Here is a 19003-nt window from a genome sequence, read left to right as displayed (position 1 = left end):
TTCCATCGAAACCGTTAGTTAATCCTGCTGCTAAAGAACCGCGTCTCTCTTACCGGGCCCGGATCGCAAACAGCGGCTGTCCATACTCCACCGGCTGGCCGCTCGACGCAATCTGCCGCACCACTTCGCCAGCCACATCGGACTCGATCTCGTTCATCAGCTTCATCGCTTCCACGATGCAAAGCACCTGTCCTACCTCGACCTGATCGCCGACCTTCACGAAGGTCTGTGCCCCCGGCGAAGGCGATTCGTAGAACGTCCCCACGATAGGAGACTTCACCTCATGCAGCTTCTCTGCAGCAGGAGCAGCCTCAGCAGCAACGGCAGGCGCCGCCGCGACAGGAGCAGGTGCAGCGGCCGGAGCTCCGGCAGAGGCCATCAACCGGCTCAACTGAGCCATATCGAAGCCCGCAGGCGCGGCCGCTGGTGCCGCACCGGCAAACTTGATCTTGACCTTCAGGTCTTCGCGTTCCATATCGAACTCTGCAATCTCGTTCGCCTTCAGGAACTCAACCAGCTCTCTCAACTCATCCAACTTGTTTCCGTCCATCATCACTCTTCCCGCGCCATCTCGGCGCATTCCATAACGTTCGCTCTACTCCGCGTTAAAGCTCGATCCAGGCCTTCAAACTAGGCGTCAATACCTCACCGCCAGCAGCCGTCACCAGGACCATATCTTCAATCCGCAACCCGAACTTACCCGGCATATACACTCCAGGCTCGATCGTGATGACCATACCTTCCTGCAAAACCTGCGTCTGCTTCGCCGCCAGTCTTGGCCCTTCATGAATCTCCAGGCCAACCCCATGCCCCGTCGAATGACTGAAATACTTATCCAGCTCACTTCTTCGCAGCACGCTTCGGGCAGCTTCATCCACCTCGCCGGCTGTCACTCCCGGTGCCACACATGCCACCGCTGCCGTCTGGGCTTCCAGAACAGAATCATACACTTCCCACTCTCCCGGAGCCGCCTTTCCCAGATGCACTGTTCTCGTCATATCCGAGCAATACCCATCCAGCACCACTCCAAAATCCAACGTCACAAACCCCCGCTTTGGCAGCTTCGCCCGCGTCGCTCGTCCATGCGGCAACGCGCTCCGCTCCCCACTAGCCACGATCGTCTCGAACGACATACCCTCCGCCCCTCGCAATCGCGCTGCATGCTCCAGCTCCGCGGCCACCTCAACCTCCCGCAAACCCGGCGCGAGATACCCCAGCATTCCATCGAACAGATCGCATCCCAGCAACGCCGCCTTCCGCATCAATGCGACCTCGCTCTCGTCCTTCACCTCGCGCAGATCTGCGACTAGAGTCCCCACCTCAACAAACATTCCTCGCCGAACCTTGCCAGACACAGCCTTCCGCATCACCTCCAGCCCCACCACCGTGGTCCGCGTCCCATCGAACCCGCATCGCCGAATCCCCTCAGACTCCATCCATCCACAAGCCGCCGCTACCGCAGGCCGCTTGTCGATCGTCACTCGCACGCCTGCCGCCTCAGCCTTTGCCTGCGCCGTATATCTTGCATCGGTAAACAAGACCGCTCGCCCGCCTGCCAAAACCACTGCAGCATTCGACCCAGTAAACCCGGTCAGATACCGAACGTCTGGCAGATGGGTGACCAGCAACGCATCTGCTCCGGCAGCCACAGCTACCCCCACTGCCTTTTTTCTGCGAGACCTGAAATCCATTCCACCAATTCTACTCAACACGCCTCAATCGCCCCTCCACATATCTCTATAACTCGCCTCGAATACCTCTGACCCGTTATCATGAACTATGTCCGTGCAACTCTCCCAAAATTCTCCTGCACGGATCTCCCGTCGCAAATTCCTCGTGGGTACGGGCGCAGGCATTGCTGGACTCGCCCTCTACTCCGGCGAGATCGCCCGTCACGAGCTCGACATCGTCGAACGGCCCATCGCTATTCGTAACCTTCCCGGTCCTTTTCATGGATATCGCATCGTCCAGATCAGCGACATCCATCTGGAAGAGTTCACCGAGCCCTTCTTCCTCGAACATGTCATCCGGCGCGTCAACGCCCTCACTCCCGATCTCATCCTTCTCACCGGCGACTTCGTCACCATGGGAGCCGTCAACTTCTTCTCCGAGTCCCACGCTGCCTACCACTGCGCCGAGCTCCTAGCCACCCTCACCTGCCCGCTTCGCTACGCAATCCTCGGCAATCACGACATCGCCGTTGGCGCGCCCGTCGTGACCCGTGCACTGGAGTCCAACGGAATCCCCGTCCTCCTTAACAGCTTCATAGCCGTCGAGCGCAAGGACGCCCGCATCTGGCTCTGTGGCGTCCAGGACCCCGCCACAGCCGTCCCCCTCCTTGATGCCACCATCCCTGACAAACCGGACGGCCCTGTCATCCTCATGGCACACGAGCCCGACTTCGCCGACATCGTCGTTCAGCACCCCCGCGCGCCTCTGGTCGATCTCATGCTCTCCGGCCACTCCCACGGAGGTCAGGTGCGGCTTCCCTTCCTGGGCCCCCTAGTCCTTCCTCCCATGGGCAAGAAATACTACGAAGGCCACTATCAATTCAATAACATGCAGCTCTACGTAAACCGGGGAATCGGCACGGTGGGCATCCCATTCCGCCTCAACTGCCCCCCCGAAGTTACCGTCCTAACCCTAAACCCAGCCTGAAAACGAAAGCTATACCCAACCTCACCCACTCCATCAAAGCACCAAAAGTAAAAGGCCCAGCAAAAAGCCAGGCCCAACTCTTAGCAGTTTTTATCATTCCAATCACCGTTACGCCGTACCCACAGCATCCGGGACAGAAAAATTATCGAGCCCGGCCAGCCGGCTTCTTCTGCTTCGGCAGCACCGTAACGGGCTCAATCGGCTTGACACCCGACTTCTCATCCATCCAGGCATCCAGCAGATTCTTCTTGAACCGCCATCGGTTCCCCAGCTTGAACGCCGGCACAAAGCCCTCCGACGCATACCGATATAGCGTATCGCCACTGATGCCCAGATACTCCGACGCTTGCCGGATATCCATCACTTCGCGAACCGCGATCTGTGCCATGCCAGCCATCAAGAAGTCTCCAAATCACAGAACCAAATAGGGCAAAACCAGACAAAAACCACACAGCCCGGCACACTCTTTGTATCTTCTTTTACCATGCCTCACAACAAAAATCGCAGCTATTAACCATCCTCTAACTACCTACAAGCCCCAGCCGGAGCGATCCTTATCCCCGTAAAGGCTGTAAACCCGTCACCACATCCAACAAATCCTGCCCTACCGTCCGTGTCGCCGCAATGGCATCCGCCAGCGGAATATCCGTAATCTGCGTCCCCTTCAGCACCACCAGACGGCCAAACTTCCCCGCATGCACCAGATCGATAGCCGCGATCCCATACCGAGTCGCCAGCATCCGGTCATACGGCGAAGGTGTCCCACCCCGCTGTGTATGACCCAGATTCACACTCCGCGTCTCGTATCCTGTGCGTTTTTCGATCTCCTCCGCCAGCATCTGCCCAATCCCGCTCAGCCGCACATGCCCGAACGAATCCAACGCCGTTCCCAACGCCACCTGCTCCGCCTCTGGCAGCTTCGCCCCCTCAGCAGCCACGACAATCGAGAACTTCTTCCCATGCTCCCGCCGGTATGTCACCAGCCGGCACACCTCGTCCATGTCGATCGGCACCTCCGGCACCAGAATCACGTCCGCCCCGCCTGAAATCCCCGCCGTAATCGCGATCCAGCCCGCATCCCGCCCCATCACCTCGCACACAATCACCCGATTGTGCGCCTCCGCTGTCGAGTGCAACCGGTCCACCGCCTCCGTCGCAATTCCCACCGCCGTATCGAACCCGAAGCAGGCATCCGTCCCACTCAGATCGTTATCGATCGTCTTCGGCACCCCAACGCACTTCACCCCCCGCTGCACCAGCTCCAGGCTGATCGACTGCGTATCGTCCCCACCCAGCGCAATGAGCGCGTCCAGCTTATGCTTCCCCAGCACCTCGACGCACCGTTCAAATCCCCCCGCCACCTTCTTCACATTCGTCCGCGAAGACCGCAAAATCGTCCCACCCCGATGCAAAATTCCCGACGTCGTCTCCAGCGTCAAAGGCATGGTCGCATCGTCCAGAACGCCCCGCCAGCCCTCCATAAATCCTACGAACTCGTCCCCATGATGTTGGATTCCCTTCCGAACTACTGCCCGGATGACCGCATTTAACCCCGGGCAATCCCCACCGCCCGTCAACATTCCAATTCGCATGATCTCCTCCTCCAAAAATCAGGAGAATCATACTCTTACGGCAAAAAAACTCAATGCCACCAGCTCGACCGGTGTTCCACATCCTCCACGACCTCGGTCGGGACTCCCGGCTCCGGCGACCACAACCGAATTCCCCGCTCCTCAGCCACCTCAATCATCCGCTCGATCGGCTGCCGCCAACCATGCAACGCCAAGTCGAAAAGCCCCCAGTGGATCGGCATCAGCAGCCCCGCACCCCCCAACGCGTCGAACGCCCGCCCCGCGCCATCCGGTCCCATGTGGATATTCTCCCAGAGCGGGTGATACGCCCCAATCTCAAGCATCGTCAGATCAAAGGGTCCATACACCCTCCCAATCTCCGCGAAACCCTCCCAGAACCCCGAATCCGCCCCGAAATAGACGGTATGCCGCGGCCCTTTCAGCACAAAAGAGCTCCATAAGGTCTCGGATCGGTGCGTCAGCCCTCTCCCCGAGAAATGCCGGGTCGGCAAAGCTGTCAACGATAAGGTCCCTACCGAAACACTCTCGGTCCAATCCAGCTCGCGGATCTGCCCCGCAGCCACCCCAAACCTCTGCAAAATCTTCCCCACACCCAACGATGTCACCCACTGCGTCTCAGCCATGGAAGGCATCCTCGCCAGCCGCTCGATCGTATCTCGCCCCAAGTGGTCATAGTGATCGTGCGACACAATCACCACATCGATCTTCGGCATCTCTTCCAGCTTCAACGGAGCCGCGAAAAAGCGTCTCGGCCCGGCCCATCGCATCGGCGAGGCCCGTTCATCCCACACCGGATCGATCAGCACCCGGACCCCATCTATCTCCAGCAGGGTCGCGGAGTGCCCCATCCACGTCACCCGCAGTCCGCTCTCAGGAGCCTTGTCGTACACCGCCGTATCCGTACGAAACGGCCCCAACGCCTGCTTTGGAAACCGCTCCTCCTGGTTACTCCAATACAGCGGCAAAATCTTCCATGTCATCTTGAACCCAGCCAACTGCGTAGGCACCGGATTCACATAGAGCCGCCCCACCTTCTCAGCCCGTTTTATTATTCCCATCGCTATTTGATGGGGCCACAATCTTTTCAGTGCAAAAAACTTACCTAGGCCTTGGACACCGCCTCATCCGCATAAAACTCTTCGATCTCCTTCGCATACTTCTTCTCCACCACCCGCCGCTTCAACTTCATGCTCGGAGTCAGCGTCCCCTCCTCCACGCTCCACTCCTCCGGAACCACCTTCATCCTCTTCATGCTCTCGAAGTGCGCCAGCCCCGCGTTCACCGAGTCCACTATCTCCTGGTAGACCTTCACCACCTTGGGATCCTTCACCAGCGCCTGATGATCCCCCACTGCCACTCCCTGCCCCTTCGCCCAATCCTCCAAAGCCCCGAAGTTCGGCGAGAGCAGCACGCACGCAAACTTGTGATTATCCCCCACCAACGCCGCATTCCCCACCAGCACATTCGACTTCAGCTTGCTCTCGATCGGCTGCGGCGCAATCAGCTTCCCTCCACTCGTCTTCAGAAGCTCCTTCTTACGGTCCGTAATCGACAGAAACCCTCCATCGTCGATCTTCGCGATATCCCCCGTCCGAAGCCACCCGTCCGCGGTATACGCCTCCGAAGTCTCCTTATCCTTCTTCCAATACCCTTTGGAGATCGAGGGCCCGCTCACCTCCAACTCGCCGTCCTCCGCGAAGCGGCACTTCACATTCGGCATCACCGTCCCCACCGTTCCGATGCGATGCGCATGAGGATAATTCGCCGAGATGACCGGCGAGGTCTCCGTCAGCCCATACCCCTCGAAGATCCGAATCCCCGCATCAGCAAACCATCCCGCCGTATCCATGCCCAGCGGCGCTCCACCCGAACAAAAACACCGCACCCGCCCCCCAAACGCCTCCCGAATCTTGCTGTAAACCAGCTTGTCCGCAATCTTCCACATCAAGGAGCTCGGCTTCTTCCCCACCAGCGTCTCCTCCCGGTGCGCCTTCCCCGTCGCGATTGCCCACTTCAAGATCTTCGACTTCACAGGCGAAGACGCCGACTTCCCCTCCACCGCCTGCCGGATCTTCTCGTACAAGCGAGGCACCGCCACGAAAACCGTCGGCCTTAGCTCCTTCATCGCCGGAGCCAACTGATCCGTCTTCGGGCAATACGCCAACTGCGCTCCGACATACAACAACGCATAGTCAAGATGCCGCGCCAGCACATGCGACAGCGGCAAAAACGAGATACAAAGGTCCTGATCCATCCACCCAAACGGCTCCGAAACCACATTAATATTGCTGATCAAATTCCCATGCGTCAGCATCACCCCTTTGGGCTCCCCCGTCGTTCCGGAGGTATAGATGATGGTCGCCAGATCCTCCGGCTTCGCCACCTTCACCATCGCATCGAACTCCGCATCGCGCTGCTGCTTAGCCTGCGCCGCCCTCATCAGATCGCCAAAGCTCTCGGCGTTGCTGAACGTCCCCGAATCCATCACCACCACATGTTCCAGCTCCGGCAGATCCCCTGCCGACGCTAGCTTCTCGTACTGCTCCTGAGAAGACACCACCGCCACCTTCGCCCCCGACTCCCGCAACATATACCCAATCAGCTCCGCCGGCTGCGTCGGATAGAGCGGCACATCCACCCCGCCGATCGCCAACGTCGCAAAGTCCGTCACCACCCACTCCCACCGATTCTCCGATAGAAGCGCCACCCGGTCGCCCTTCCCGATCCCCCACCCGCGAAACACATCCGCCAGCGCCCTCACCCGCCCATACAGGTCCACGGAGCTGATCGGCTTCCACGCCCCATCCGTGTCCTGCCAAAACATCACCGTACGCTCACCACGTCCCGTCGCACTCACCAGGACATCATTTAAAGTCGTCAAATCGAACATTTCGTCTACACCTCAGTACAAGAACGGTTGTCGCCGCCTCATCTTCCCAACTGGCTTAAACAATCGGTGGAGCCTGCCCATCTACGTCGTATGCCGTATGCCGTTCAAAAGCACATCCAATACCTGCGCCGCAGTCGCCTTCGCATCATAAACCCGTCCAGTAAACACCGCCGAGCTCAGCAACTCGTCGATCGCCCCGAACATGCAATGCGCCACCACCCCATCCGAGACGTCCGCCCGAAAGATGCCTTCCTTCTGCCCCCGCCGCACCACCTCCCGCACCACCTGGATGTACTTCACCAGATGATGATGCGAGAACTCCGCGATAAACTTTGCGCTCTGCCGCACCTCGGTCTGCATCAGAATCGCCATGCTCCGGTTCACCGCATGGCTCTCCAGATGCACCTGCGCAATATACTCCAACTGCTCTCGGGGCCCATGCAGCGTCTCGAACCTCTCCGCCACCTGCTTGTAGAACCGGTCGAACGTCGTATCGATCGCCGTCCGCAGCACCTCATCCTTACTCTTGAAGTACAGATAAATCGTCCCGTCCGCCACCCCGGCCCGAGCCGCAATCGCGCTCACCGGCGAACTAAAATACCCGTTCTCCGCGATCACCTCGACCGCCGCGTCCAGAATCCGCTGATACTTATCGCTCCCCGGCCCAGTCGCCGGGACACCCACGCGCTCGCCGGACTCTCCCTCGACCGGTCCAGGACCCTCCGGGCCAACACCCTGACCCCGAACACGTCCTCCCGCACTCTCTCTGCGCTTCAGTCGAGCCCCCACTTTCGAAAAACGTCCATCCTCGCACTCTAATCAAAACTGTCCCCCTTGCCAAGAATGAACCCACCCACTTACCCCAAAACCAGCAAAGGCAGGGTGGGTGGGATCGACAGACCCCCCACCCCGCCTGAAGATTACTCGACGAACTTCGCAGGAAACTCCGCAACTCGCTCCAGATAGAAGTACTGATGCCGTCCATCCTGGACAACCTCTTGGCCATTCGGTAAGGTCTTTCCGTTCACGACACCAAGCAGCGTATTGTCATCCACCTTGCGAAGATGCCCAAACATCGGCACTCCGTCATAGACCACCGTGGCCGAAACCTTCCCTCGAAACTCCATCATCCACAGGCTGGCCTCTCCATTCATCGCCTGACTCGAAGAGAGATTCCCCTTCTCGTCGAAGCAAATCAGAGGCTTCGCATCGAGCTTCGAGACGAGCCACTTCCCGTACCACTTCATATCGACCAACACCTGCAAAAGCCAGTGCCCCGTATCGAAACCGCCACCACGCCACTTCGACCGAATCTCTTCGCATGTCACTGGCTCGAGCGAGTCGAACAAATTCGATAAAGCGATATCATCCGCCACCACATGCTGCTTCTTCAGTTCTTGGAATCTTTCAACAGGCTTCATTTGTTTCATCCTTATCTTTTGCGTGTATCTTTCAAAAAAATGAGTACGTTCATTCCGTTGGCGATCGTCGACAAGACTCCGCAGTTACAAATAAATCCGTCCAACCTACTTCGAATAAGTGCGTCTTTACAGGAGAATTGCGTACCTCCCATCGCATCATCGAAAACACAGCATGTCGACAAAAAAAAGCATATATGGCACAGTTCTAAAAGAACAGTACGCACCTTTTTGTGCCTGCCTGCGAGGATCAAATGCCCGGAAAACCAGCCGATCTCTTCGATCCAGAGTGTCCCTCCCGCGATGTCTTGGAGTTAGTGGGCAGCAAGTGGTCCATGCTCCTGCTCTGCACCCTCAAGAACGGCCCGGTCCGCACCGGAGAGCTCCGCCGCGCCGTCACCGGCATCTCCCAGAAGATGCTCACCCAGACCCTTCGCGATCTCGAACGCAACGGCATCATCGACCGCATCGATCACGCCGAGGTTCCCCCACGCGTCGAGTACAAGCTGACCAAAGTAGGCCACTCGCTCAGCCGCCTCATGAAACAGATGGAGCACTGGATCGTCGATCACTACGACTACATCGTCGCCTCGCAAGGCCGCTACAAACCCCACCACGACCACACCGAAGATCAGATGAGCGCCTGAAGCAGCAAAAGGAACTCGCTACGGCGACAGACAAAGCAGACTACGAGTGAGTCGCGCCCTCAAGCCTCTTAGCCGTACTCTTACGAGCCACACCTAAAATCACCTCAGGCACCTTCTCATCCGCGCCGCCGAGAACATCCGCCTCTTGGATCAAAGCAGGCATGGAACGCGCGTCGAGGTATGCGCAGCACATTAAGATCAACTCCCGGCACAAAATATCGCGCTGCTTCTCAGGCGAATCCGATTCCAGGATCCTTCGGCTAACCCCCACCATCGCCCCTTGTATGACGGAGACAACAGTCTGCGGATCGACCGTAAACGGCTCGGAGGCACTCTCAAACATCTCAACGATCGCCCGATCGCTCCGGCCTCGCGTCTCTTGCACGATCTTCGCTCCATCCACATCGGAGCTGACAGAGTACAGAACGACACTCGACTTCGCATCCCGCATCTTGGCTTGAAGAAACGCAGTGATGAGAGCCGTCACCATCTGTCGCGGCGTCTCCCCCTTATGCTCCTTGCAAACAACCTCGATAGCGTCCGTAACCTCACCCAGATGTCGCTTCAAGACCGCTTTTAAAAGCGCGCTCTTATTCGGAAAGTACTGATACAGCGTTCCGACCGACACGCCCGCTCGCGCCGCCACCATCGTTGTGGTCATCTGCTCCTTGCCAGCACGGAGCAAAACCTGAATAGTGGCTTCGAGAATCGCGTCCACGCTCGCAGTGGAACGCGCTTGAACAGGCGATTTACGGGGCTCTAGCAGCACACGCGGATGAGAGGGCAAATGCGAACTCCTAAGCGGAAGCGTACTCCATCTAATCATAAGAACCCGACAAATTGGAGAAGAAAACGCTATGACCACACAGATAGATCTTGGGGGCAACTTCACTCTTCCCGGCACATCGATCGCCTTAAACCGTCTGGGCTATGGCGCCATGCAACTTAGCGGACCGCAGGTATGGGGCCCCCCGCGCGATGTCGACGCTGCAATCGCAGTCCTACGGGAGGCGGTTGGGATCGGAGTCAATCACATCGATACCAGCGACTACTACGGCCCACATGTGACGAATCAGCTGATCAAGCAGGCACTCCATCCCTACCCGGATGACCTCGTGATCGTAACGAAGGTGGGATGTCGCAGAGCTGCAGACAAGTCTTGGCCTCTTGCTCTTACACGTCAGGACCTTACCGATGCCGTTCACGACAATCTTCGCAATCTGGGACTCGACGTGTTGGATATCGTGAATCTTCGTGTCGGAGGCGTACACGGGCCAAGCGAGACATCCATCGAAGAACCGCTGACTGTGCTCGCCGAACTCAAGCAACAGGGACTGATCCGTCATCTCGGCCTAAGTAACGTCACCCCGAACCAGTTGGCACAGGCCCAAACGATAACGGAGATCGTCTGCATCCAAAACATGTACAACCTGGCACATCGCGAGGATGATGCCTTCGTCGAAGACCTCGCGAAACAGCACATCGCATACGTGCCCTTCTTCCCACTGGGAGGCTTCAATCCTCTCCAATCGTCGGTACTCGACGCGGCAGCAACTTCACTCGAGGCCACACAGATGCAGGTCGCGCTGGCCTGGCTCCTTCAACGCTCCCCCAACATCCTGCTGATCCCGGGAACATCCTCAGTCAAACACCTTCATGAAAACCTCAAGGCTTCAACCCTACAAATTCACTCTGATGGAATCACCAGCCTAGACTCAATAGCCGCAAGCTCCCACCCCTAACACCAATCCACCGCAGACCACAAAAGCGGGCGCTCATCCATAGCGTCTTTGTCCTTCGCAATGGGTGGGAACTAAACCCCTAACCCAGCCCCAAACCGGAGCAGCACAAAAGCGGGTGCCCCATCCTTTTTGCAGCTTCATCGCAAATAGGGTGGGGTGTCGTGCGAAGCACGACCGCCCTCCCTCCCCAACCCACACCACCTCAGGACAACCCCGTCTTCCTTCCATAACCCAGAGTTCAGGAGACGCTGTCTTCCTCTCCCCCTCCGAAACCGCCCGGGTACCCCATCCTTCGCGCCTTTGTCTTTCGCGAAGGGTGGGAAAAAAAACCTAACCCAGCCCCAAACCGGAGCGGCACAAAAGCGGGTGCCCCATCCTTTTTGCAGCTTCATCGCAAATAGGGTGGGGTATCGTGCAAAGCACGACCGCCTTCCTTCCCCAACCTCAAAACCCAATTAAAATCACACCACGTCCAACGGCCTCAACCGCTCTAGGTAGTAAGAACGACAGAAAACATTACTCTCGATCAAACCCATAATCCAATTAAGCACTACGAACAAGCAAGAATTTCCTTCCCGCACGCGACCCTGTCCGAGGATTGATCAGACAAGATCTAGGGGATGGCAAGAAAGCCTTCTAACGAGGAACCTAGACTTCGGGACAAATCAAGGTACGGAATTGGTCTCCCCCGCCCGTCTAACGAGCCCAAGCCGTGAGTCCCCCGTCGACGATCATGGACTGGCCTGTGATGTAGGAGGCGGCATCGCTGCAAAGCCAGAGAGCAGCCTGGGCAGCTTCCTCCGGCATCCCAACTCGGCCCAAAGGAACGCGTGCCGCATATCCTTTGAATGCATCCTGAATCTTGTCAGGATTGCCACCCACCATTTGACTGACCGCCGTTCGCAGCATCTCGGTATCGAAGCTACCGGCGACGAGTGCATTCACCCGAATCCCGTCCATCGCATACTCCTGAGCTGCTGATTTGGTAAGCGCCAGAATACCGGCTTTGGACATGGAATACAGAGCTCCGAACCCCGCTCCCCCCAGTCCATTAACGGAGGAAGTATTGACAATCGCACCACCGCGCGGCTCTTGTTGAAGCATCTGCTCCAGTTCGTATTTCATACACAGCCAAACGCTCTTGAGATTGGAGCTAACTTCGGTATCGAAATCAGCTTCGCCAAAATCTACTGTGCGGGCCAATTTGCTTAACGCAGCCGCGTTATTGAACGCACAGTCCAGCCGCCCGAACTTCTCCACGATTCGCGCAATCAATGCTTGCACTTGTCCGCCATCGGAAACGTCAGTCTGGACGAAAAGAATCTTGCCCCCCGCGACCCCGATTTCGTGTTCTGCTTGTTGTCCGCGCTCAACTCCGCGCGCGGCGATAACAACGCTTGCACCGGCTTCGACAAACAGTTTAGCCGCAGCTTTGCCAATACCAGCACTGCCGCCAGTAACTAGAACGACCTTTCCATTCATAGAAGAACCTTTCTAATGTCTCCAGACGACCGGCCAGAGCAGCCTCCGGATAGTCTCGCCTTTTTAAAGGGAGAGTTTCACGGAGGCCTTTTTTCGGCCACGAGCTCGCGCTGCCTTCAAGACAGCGACCTTTCGCTCCCGAATCAGGTTACGCTCGAACTCGTCGAGTGCCTCAAAGACATTAAGAAAATTGGTCATCCGTCAAGACGCGAGCGTAGCCGATGCACATGTCCTGAATTGGAAAGAAAGCCTTGTAAAAAGAAACCTAATTACCCTTCGAATCAGCCTGAGAAGCATGCAGTGTACTCATCTCATGCTTGCGCCGCATCCCGACATGTAACCGTACTCTCTGGCCCGGCTGAGCACTCACTCGAAACAATGCAGTAGATCCGACGATCTCCGTCGGCCGCGGATCCGAGTCGATCTGCCAATCCTGAGGAACGGCCTGCTCGACGACAAAGGTAACCGGCTCTGCCGTCACATTCTGCAGAAGGTACTCCTGCTCCGCGATGGAAACGACACTATGGCGCGCAACGCCCTCGACGGTCGTCTCCTCCGGATGGTCCGACTTGGACACACTCTCCAGATGACAGATCTCTGGATTCGCCGCCAAACCCGACTCAGAGCCACCAGTAACTCCGTGAACCTGATCCTGCAGAATGTGGCAGCTCTGGTCTACGTGAATCTCCTTCAACGCAACACCGGAGACCGTAGGAGCAACCGAGTTAGAAGCCAACTGTGAAGAACCGCGCGAGTGACACCCAGCAGCCCCAAGAGACACCACCGTGCTCAACAAAAATAAAGTGTGTGTGTAATTTGCCTTATGCATGCGCAACATCTTAGCAGTCGAATATTACGATCCTGCGATCAACCCCACGAGATCTACACCGTACATTTTTTAATCTTAAATCTCGTTCCACCCCTCAAAAACACCAGCAAAATCGAATGTCAAGCCCCAAAATCAACTAACCCATTGATCCGCCTCAACATAAAAGTGGCACGTTAGTTATGGTCCAATTCGTAAAATAGAACTAGAGATAAAAACAACAGGCCCGGCCAAAAGCCGGGCCTTCCCATTGAGCCGAAAAGGGGAGCGAAAAGTCCAAAGCTAAACCCTTTTCTTAGAAGAATCTGGCCCAAAATGCCGGGGGGAGGGGGTACCAGGAGGAGACACCATATGCCGCCACAAACAACAAGGAGCACCTCACCAGAGGTGCTCCTTGAAGAGACAGACTAGACAAACCAGATGCTAGACCTGGGGCTTAGGAGTCAACCGCACAAACGGAGCGGCCTTGGTCTCCCAGTCCGCCAGCATGGCCTTGGCCAGGCTGCTCTCGGAGCGCTCTGCATGCTCCTCCAGCAAAGCCTTCAAAGCCGCCTGCGACTCGGCATCGACGCTTCCGAACGACTCCGCATCGACGAACTCCGGATGATGCCGCTGCTGCGAGATAAACGTGCCGTCCGCGTCATAGACCCACGCTAGACCGCCCGTCATACCCGCACCGAAGTTCAGCCCGGCTGCGCCGAGAATCGCGACTACGCCGCCCGTCATGTACTCGCAACCATGATCGCCGACGCCCTCGACCACCGCCGTGGCGCCCGAGTTGCGCACTGCAAACCGCTCCCCGGCCCGTCCGGCTGCAAACAACCGCCCGGAGGTAGCGCCATACAACGCGACGTTGCCGAGAATCACATGCTGTCCGCTGTCCCTGGCTGCCAGACCGCGAGCGCGAATCACGATATCGCCGCCTGACAGGCCCTTACCAACAAAGTCGTTCGCTTGGCCCGTCAGAATCAGCTTCACGCCCTCAACCGTAAACGCACCGAACGACTGACCCGCGGTGCCCAGAAGATTGAAGGTAATGTCCGCTGGAACCTCAGCCTGAGCCCGTTGCAGAGCCAGCTCGCCCGAAAGCCTAGCTCCAATCGCACGGTCACAGTTCGCGATCGGTGAATCGACGACATAAGGAAGGCCCTCAGCAACGGCAGCCAGCGCAGGCTCAACCCAGGCCTCATCCAGCGGAGGTCCCGGAACTGGCTGTGTATTCCGGATTCCCATCCACTTGCCCGCACCGTCCGAGACCTTCGCCAGCATCGGCTGAAGATCGAGGTTCCCGTCAAAGCGAACCTGCTCCAACAGATCGGTCCTTCCGATCGCAGCTTCGATCGAAGGCAGTCCGTAACGCGCCAGCAGATGCCGCAGATCCGACGCAAGCTCCTCGAAGAACCGAGCGACATACTCCGGCTTTCCGCGAAACTTCGCCCGCAACTCCGGCTTCTGAGTAGCGATTCCCGTAGGACAGGTATTGAGATGGCACTGTCGAGCCATATCGCAGCCAAGCACCACCAGCACTGCGGTCCCGAAGGCGTACTCATCCGCTCCCAACAACGCGGCCACCAGAACGTCTCGGGCAGTAGCCAAGCCGCCATCGGTACGCAGACGAACCCGTCCTCGCATCCCGTTGTCCATCAGCACTTGCTGCGCCTCGGCCAGACCAAGCTCCCACGGATTGCCCGCGTACTTGATGCTCGAGAGCGCCGCAGCTCCTGTTCCGCCAGTGTTGCCCGCGATGACAATGAAATCCGCATAAGCCTTCGCCACGCCCGCAGCGACCGTTCCAACGCCGCAACTGGACACAAGCTTTACGCCCACAGCCGCGCGAGGGTTCACTCGCTTCAGGTCATAGATCAACTGCGCCAGATCCTCAATCGAGTAGATGTCATGGTGCGGTGGTGGAGAGATCAACGCGACGCCTGGCTGAGCATGACGTAACCGTGCAATCAGTCCGCTCACCTTGTGCCCAGGCAACTGACCGCCTTCACCGGGCTTCGCTCCCTGCGCTACCTTGATCTCGATCTCCTCGGCATGCGCCAGATACTCTGCCGTAACGCCGAAGCGGCCCGAAGCGACCTGCTTGATCTTGTTGTTCAAGGAGACATGAACCGCCGGAGCAGCAACCGCAGCCGCAGTCAGCAACGTGCTGCCTCCAGCCTGCGCCTGCATCCCGGAGTGATCGTTCCGCGAGAAAGAATCATTCGTCACCGGTTGCAGCCGGTAGACGTTTGGATCCTCTCCACCTTCGCCGGTGTTTGAGCGGCCACCAACCATGTTCATCCCTGCGGTGATGGTCTGGTGCGCCTCCGGACTCAGAGAACCCAAGGACATAGCACTCGCAATGAATCGTTTGCAAAGGCTACTTGCGGACTCCACATCCTCAAGATCCAACTCCGGCCCAGCGGGACGAATTTCCAGCAGATCCCGAAGAACCGCCGGATCGCGAGCAATGACGTCCCGCGTATAGATCGCAAAGGCTCCCGCCGGATCCGTAGGTTGCGCAACACCGCGAGCGCTCCCTACGACCGATTGCAGCGCCTTCACCGTCGGCGGCTGCCAGGCATGTGGCTCGGAGACATCAGCCTTGCGGAAACGCACCCATCCGTAATCGGGCAGATCCGCAGACGCTGGTGCTTCCGCTCCAAGAACCTTCCAAGTCTGCCGCAACTGCCGCTCGATCTCGGCAAATCCGATGCCCGACAAAGGCGCGGGAGTTCCGGTAAAGCAACGATCCACCACACTCGAGTGCAGCCCAAGGATGTCGAAGAGATGTGCTCCGCGATAGCTGTCCACCACCGAGATGCCCATCTTGGACATGACCTTAGCCAGGCCAGCGTCGAGAGCCTTCAGCATCTTCCGTTCGCACTCCGCCGGCTCAACTCCCACCGGAGCCAGATGGATCGCCGTCTCCAGTGCAAGCCACGGACAGACAGCACCTGCCCCATAACCGATCAGGACCGCTGCATGATGAATGTCCCTGCAATCGCCCGCCTCGACGGCCAAACCAGCCAAGGTTCGCAAACCAGCCGCTACCAAGGCCTGATGCACTGCTCCTGTCGCCATCGCCATGGGAATAGGTAGCAATTCAGCGTTTGCGGACCGATCCGTGAGCAACAGAATTCGCCCGCCGTTGCGCACTAGTTCAATGGCGCGAGAACAAATCTCATCCAATGCTTCAAGAAGCGAGATCTTTGGACTGAAGACGCACTGCAATTCAACCAACGTCAGTTCGTCAGCATGAGCATGTTTCCGGGTGCGAAGCGCCTCAACCTGTCCCAACGACAGAAACGGAGAGGACAAAGAAAGCCCAGGTAAAGCTGCATCCTTGTCGAGCATATGTGGCCAAGGGCCAAGACGCGTATGCAACGAAACCACGCAAGCTTCACGCAGAGGATCGATCGCGGGATTCGTAACCTGCGCGAACCGCTGCCGGAAGTAGGCATAGACCGGTCGCGGAGAGCGAGCGAGGAAGGCGAGCGGAGTGTCATCTCCCATGGACCAGACCGCATCCTTGCCCTCGATCGCCATCGGCTGCAGGATCATCTTGACGTCTTCCCGCGTGTAGCCAAAGCCTCGCTGGTTCGCCGACAACACCTCCGGCTGTATGGACGCGAGATCTACTGCCGGTAAAAGAGTGACATCAGCGACCAACTTTGCATAGGTTGCGCCCGCATCGAACAGCTCCAGCAACTCAGCGTCTTCATAAACCTTGTTGCGGTCGAGATCGACGACCAGCATCTGTCCCGGTCCAAGCCGTCCGCTGTGAGTTACCTCCTCAGGGTCAAGGTCAACTAGACCCGCCTCTGAACCGGCAACCACAAGGCCGGACTTGGTAATTGCAAACCGGCAAGGTCTGAGACCGTTGCGATCAAGTGCAGCGCCAACAACATGACCATCGCTGAAGGAGATCGCCGCTGGCCCATCCCAAGGCTCGGCACAGTCCGTGTGATAGCGCAGGAAAGACGAGGTCTGGTGCTCAGAGACGGCAGGAGGCATCAGAATTCTGATCGCTTCGGCCAAAGTTCTGCCGTTTTGCGATAGCAACTCGACAGCCTCATCCAGACTTGTAGAGTCGGTGCCACCCTGGGTCAAAACGGGTTTGCACTCCACCGGCAGAGTTGAATCGCGTGCGGCCATCCGCGCCCGATTGCCCCACACCGTATTAATCTCACCGTTATGTGCGAGTTTTCTTCCCGGTTGCGCCCGATGCCAGGTAGGCAAAGTGTTCGTCGCATATCGCTGGTGAAAGATAGCAAAAGGGGTAACGTACTGCTCAGAGGCAAGATCAGAGTAGAACTGGCTCAGTAGATTTCCTGAGCACATGGACTTATATATGATCGTGCGCGTCGAAAGGGAGCAAATATACCCTGTCACATCCCCTTGTTCCTGCAATCGCTCAAATTGTTTGCGGGCAAGATAAAGCCTTCTCTCAATTGTCTCTGGTTCCTTGTCTGCAGCGTCGACAACCAACACCTGTCGGATTCTGGGCATTGTGCTGAGCGCAATCTCGCCAAGGCATTCCGCGTGGACAGGAACATCGCGCCATTTCAGAATCTTCAGATCATGCGATCCTAAGCATCGCTCCAGGACCTCCTCCGCACGCGACTCCTCCATCGGAAGGAGCAGCATCCCGACACCGAGCGGTTCTTCATCAGATATCGAGAGACCTGCTTCTTGCACAAGGAGTGATCTCGGAATCGCAGTCATCACACCGACGCCGTCACTACTTTTCCCGTCGGCGGCGGTCGCACCTCGGTGCGCAAGTCTTGCAAGTGCCGTTAACGCCTGCCTCAGAATGGTATGAGACGGCTCTGCATTGACAGACGCTACGAACCCCACGCCACAGGCGTCACGGTCAAAACGACTATCAAGCAATGAAGATGACGATCGGGTGCTGCTGGTGTTAAGTCCGTCTTCAACACGAATTAATTTTTGGTTCAAGGAATCCATGATCCACTATACGTCGGACTAGCTGAAATCTTCGCCGAGTTCCTTCCCTGCAAATTGCTGCGCAACATAACGTCTTGCATATTTATACAATAAAAGCGGGTAATGGTGTATAAATATACACAGCCAGCATCACTGTATTTGGATGAAACCAAAATACAGTTCATATAAATGTTACTAGAGCGAATGCTTCCATGAAACAGCAACGTCATTCATCCATCCGAGAGCTGCTTAGCAAGGCGGCAGTAGCGAATCAGGATGAGCTGCGCATGAAATTGGCAGACCGAGGATTTCATGTCACGCAAGCGACTCTCTCGAGGGATATTCACGAACTGCGTCTGTCCAAAGGACCAGCCGGTTATGCACTCCCCTCCGAAGAGTCCGAGTCGAGTTCCTTGCCTGGAATACAAGATGTTCTGCGGAGTTTTGGACTAGAGGCTCGACAGGCTCTCAACCTTCTCGTGTTAATCACTACGACTGGTGGTGCTCAGCCGGTAGCTGCTGGCATCGACTACGAGGATTGGCCAGAGGTGGTTGGAACCATTGCAGGCGATGACACAGTTCTGATTATCTGCCCAGACAATCGTCGTGCTCAAAAGCTCAAAGCCCGGATAGATGCGTTCATTGGTTAATTTATTCCAAATCGGCGGAAATTCGAGTTCGACCCTGTCCTCAGCCTTTATGCAGAAGACGGTATGGACCAGTGTTTGTAAACTCAAGAGAGCGCTCTTAATAGAAGATCTTCGATCTCTTTGGCATCACGCTACGGATCGAAGTGCAAAACCTGAAGTT

17 protein-coding genes are annotated in these 19003 nt (G+C 57.2%); 4 read left to right on the top strand and 13 right to left on the bottom strand.

Translation table 11 applies throughout. The features are described 5' to 3' along the window. Positions 1–49 precede the first annotated feature (49 nt). Entirely contained in the window at positions 50–550 is a 501-nt protein-coding gene (gene accB, locus HB393_RS01295; RefSeq protein ID WP_213803645.1) for an acetyl-CoA carboxylase biotin carboxyl carrier protein, read from the bottom strand. A gap of 55 nt (positions 551–605) precedes the next feature. Further along, entirely contained in the window at positions 606–1712 is a 1107-nt protein-coding gene (locus tag HB393_RS01290; protein ID WP_345944968.1) for a Xaa-Pro peptidase family protein, read from the bottom strand. Positions 1713–1779: 67 nt separating this feature from the next. Between HB393_RS01290 and HB393_RS01285 the strand changes: the two genes are divergently transcribed. After that, complete coding sequence (locus HB393_RS01285; RefSeq protein ID WP_213803335.1) at positions 1780–2658, top strand: metallophosphoesterase; 879 nt, start codon at positions 1780–1782, stop codon at positions 2656–2658. Positions 2659–2800: 142 nt separating this feature from the next. Here HB393_RS01285 and HB393_RS01280 read toward each other — a convergent pair whose 3' ends face one another. The 6 genes from HB393_RS01280 to HB393_RS01255 form a co-directional block, all read right to left on the bottom strand. Continuing rightward, a complete protein-coding gene (locus HB393_RS01280) occupies positions 2801–3055 on the bottom strand; it encodes a helix-turn-helix domain-containing protein (RefSeq protein ID WP_213803334.1) in 255 nt (84 codons plus the stop codon). Positions 3056–3212: 157 nt separating this feature from the next. After that, positions 3213–4250 carry a 6-phosphofructokinase gene (locus tag HB393_RS01275; protein ID WP_213803333.1) on the bottom strand — a complete coding sequence of 346 codons (1038 nt, stop codon included), beginning with the start codon at positions 4248–4250 and terminating at the stop codon, positions 3213–3215. 50 nt (positions 4251–4300) lie between these two features. Beyond that, positions 4301–5308 carry an MBL fold metallo-hydrolase gene (locus HB393_RS01270; protein WP_213803332.1) on the bottom strand — a complete coding sequence of 336 codons (1008 nt, stop codon included), beginning with the start codon at positions 5306–5308 and terminating at the stop codon, positions 4301–4303. Positions 5309–5352: 44 nt separating this feature from the next. Further along, the gene (locus HB393_RS01265) at positions 5353–7140 is read right to left on the bottom strand and encodes a long-chain fatty acid--CoA ligase (RefSeq protein ID WP_213803331.1); all 1788 of its coding nucleotides are present in this window, start codon (positions 7138–7140) and stop codon (positions 5353–5355) included. 81 nt (positions 7141–7221) lie between these two features. After that, a complete protein-coding gene (locus HB393_RS01260) occupies positions 7222–7929 on the bottom strand; it encodes a TetR/AcrR family transcriptional regulator (protein ID WP_213803330.1) in 708 nt (235 codons plus the stop codon). Positions 7930–8060: 131 nt separating this feature from the next. Continuing rightward, entirely contained in the window at positions 8061–8561 is a 501-nt protein-coding gene (locus HB393_RS01255) for a DUF4334 domain-containing protein (RefSeq protein WP_213803329.1), read from the bottom strand. 251 nt (positions 8562–8812) lie between these two features. Between HB393_RS01255 and HB393_RS01250 the strand changes: the two genes are divergently transcribed. Then, a complete protein-coding gene (locus HB393_RS01250; RefSeq protein ID WP_213803328.1) occupies positions 8813–9205 on the top strand; it encodes a helix-turn-helix domain-containing protein in 393 nt (130 codons plus the stop codon). A gap of 40 nt (positions 9206–9245) precedes the next feature. On the opposite strand, the gene HB393_RS01245 is transcribed toward HB393_RS01250, so the two are convergent. Next, complete coding sequence (locus tag HB393_RS01245) at positions 9246–9992, bottom strand: TetR/AcrR family transcriptional regulator (protein ID WP_255550703.1); 747 nt, start codon at positions 9990–9992, stop codon at positions 9246–9248. A 70-nt stretch (positions 9993–10062) separates the two neighbouring features. On the opposite strand from HB393_RS01245, the gene HB393_RS01240 reads away from it, so the two are divergent. Beyond that, complete coding sequence (locus HB393_RS01240; RefSeq protein WP_213803326.1) at positions 10063–10947, top strand: aldo/keto reductase family oxidoreductase; 885 nt, start codon at positions 10063–10065, stop codon at positions 10945–10947. Between the two features lie 696 nt (positions 10948–11643). Here HB393_RS01240 and HB393_RS01235 read toward each other — a convergent pair. The 4 genes from HB393_RS01235 to HB393_RS01220 form a co-directional block, all read right to left on the bottom strand. After that, positions 11644–12429 (bottom strand): SDR family oxidoreductase, encoded by a 786-nt coding sequence (locus tag HB393_RS01235; protein WP_213803325.1) that lies wholly within the window; start codon positions 12427–12429, stop codon positions 11644–11646. A gap of 63 nt (positions 12430–12492) precedes the next feature. Continuing rightward, positions 12493–12627, bottom strand: coding sequence for a recombinase family protein (locus tag HB393_RS01230; RefSeq protein ID WP_213803324.1), 135 nt, complete (start codon positions 12625–12627; stop codon positions 12493–12495). A gap of 67 nt (positions 12628–12694) precedes the next feature. After that, positions 12695–13258: a hypothetical protein gene (locus HB393_RS01225; RefSeq protein ID WP_213803323.1), complete on the bottom strand. Its 564-nt coding sequence runs from the start codon at positions 13256–13258 to the stop codon at positions 12695–12697. Positions 13259–13678: 420 nt separating this feature from the next. Beyond that, complete coding sequence (locus HB393_RS01220) at positions 13679–18103, bottom strand: glutamate synthase-related protein (protein ID WP_345944999.1); 4425 nt, start codon at positions 18101–18103, stop codon at positions 13679–13681. Between the two features lie 302 nt (positions 18104–18405). On the opposite strand from HB393_RS01220, the gene HB393_RS01215 reads away from it, so the two are divergent. Then, positions 18406–18843, top strand: coding sequence for an ArgR family transcriptional regulator (locus HB393_RS01215; RefSeq protein ID WP_213803321.1), 438 nt, complete (start codon positions 18406–18408; stop codon positions 18841–18843). Positions 18844–19003: the final 160 nt, after the last annotated feature.

Origin of the sequence: Granulicella sp. dw_53, from assembly GCF_018449545.1 — a bacterium.
Taxonomy (GTDB): domain Bacteria; phylum Acidobacteriota; class Terriglobia; order Terriglobales; family Acidobacteriaceae; genus Edaphobacter.
Note: the sequence above shows the minus strand (reverse complement) of the source record. Positions and strands in the feature narration are given on the sequence as shown.

What these genes read in the sequence shown, in the direction of transcription:
- HB393_RS01230 (WP_213803324.1), bottom strand. Translation starts at nt 12,627, where the DNA reads ATGACCAATTTTCTTAATGTCTTTGAGGCACTCGACGAGTTCGAGCGT.
- HB393_RS01215 (WP_213803321.1), top strand. Translation starts at nt 18,406, where the DNA reads ATGAAACAGCAACGTCATTCATCCATCCGAGAGCTGCTTAGCAAGGCG.
- HB393_RS01280 (WP_213803334.1), bottom strand. Translation starts at nt 3,055, where the DNA reads ATGGCTGGCATGGCACAGATCGCGGTTCGCGAAGTGATGGATATCCGG.
- HB393_RS01225 (WP_213803323.1), bottom strand. Translation starts at nt 13,258, where the DNA reads ATGCATAAGGCAAATTACACACACACTTTATTTTTGTTGAGCACGGTG.
- HB393_RS01240 (WP_213803326.1), top strand. Translation starts at nt 10,063, where the DNA reads ATGACCACACAGATAGATCTTGGGGGCAACTTCACTCTTCCCGGCACA.
- accB (WP_213803645.1), bottom strand. Translation starts at nt 550, where the DNA reads ATGGACGGAAACAAGTTGGATGAGTTGAGAGAGCTGGTTGAGTTCCTG.
- HB393_RS01270 (WP_213803332.1), bottom strand. Translation starts at nt 5,308, where the DNA reads ATGGGAATAATAAAACGGGCTGAGAAGGTGGGGCGGCTCTATGTGAAT.
- HB393_RS01255 (WP_213803329.1), bottom strand. Translation starts at nt 8,561, where the DNA reads ATGAAGCCTGTTGAAAGATTCCAAGAACTGAAGAAGCAGCATGTGGTG.
- HB393_RS01265 (WP_213803331.1), bottom strand. Translation starts at nt 7,140, where the DNA reads ATGTTCGATTTGACGACTTTAAATGATGTCCTGGTGAGTGCGACGGGA.
- HB393_RS01285 (WP_213803335.1), top strand. Translation starts at nt 1,780, where the DNA reads ATGTCCGTGCAACTCTCCCAAAATTCTCCTGCACGGATCTCCCGTCGC.
- HB393_RS01235 (WP_213803325.1), bottom strand. Translation starts at nt 12,429, where the DNA reads ATGAATGGAAAGGTCGTTCTAGTTACTGGCGGCAGTGCTGGTATTGGC.
- HB393_RS01250 (WP_213803328.1), top strand. Translation starts at nt 8,813, where the DNA reads ATGCCCGGAAAACCAGCCGATCTCTTCGATCCAGAGTGTCCCTCCCGC.
- HB393_RS01275 (WP_213803333.1), bottom strand. Translation starts at nt 4,250, where the DNA reads ATGCGAATTGGAATGTTGACGGGCGGTGGGGATTGCCCGGGGTTAAAT.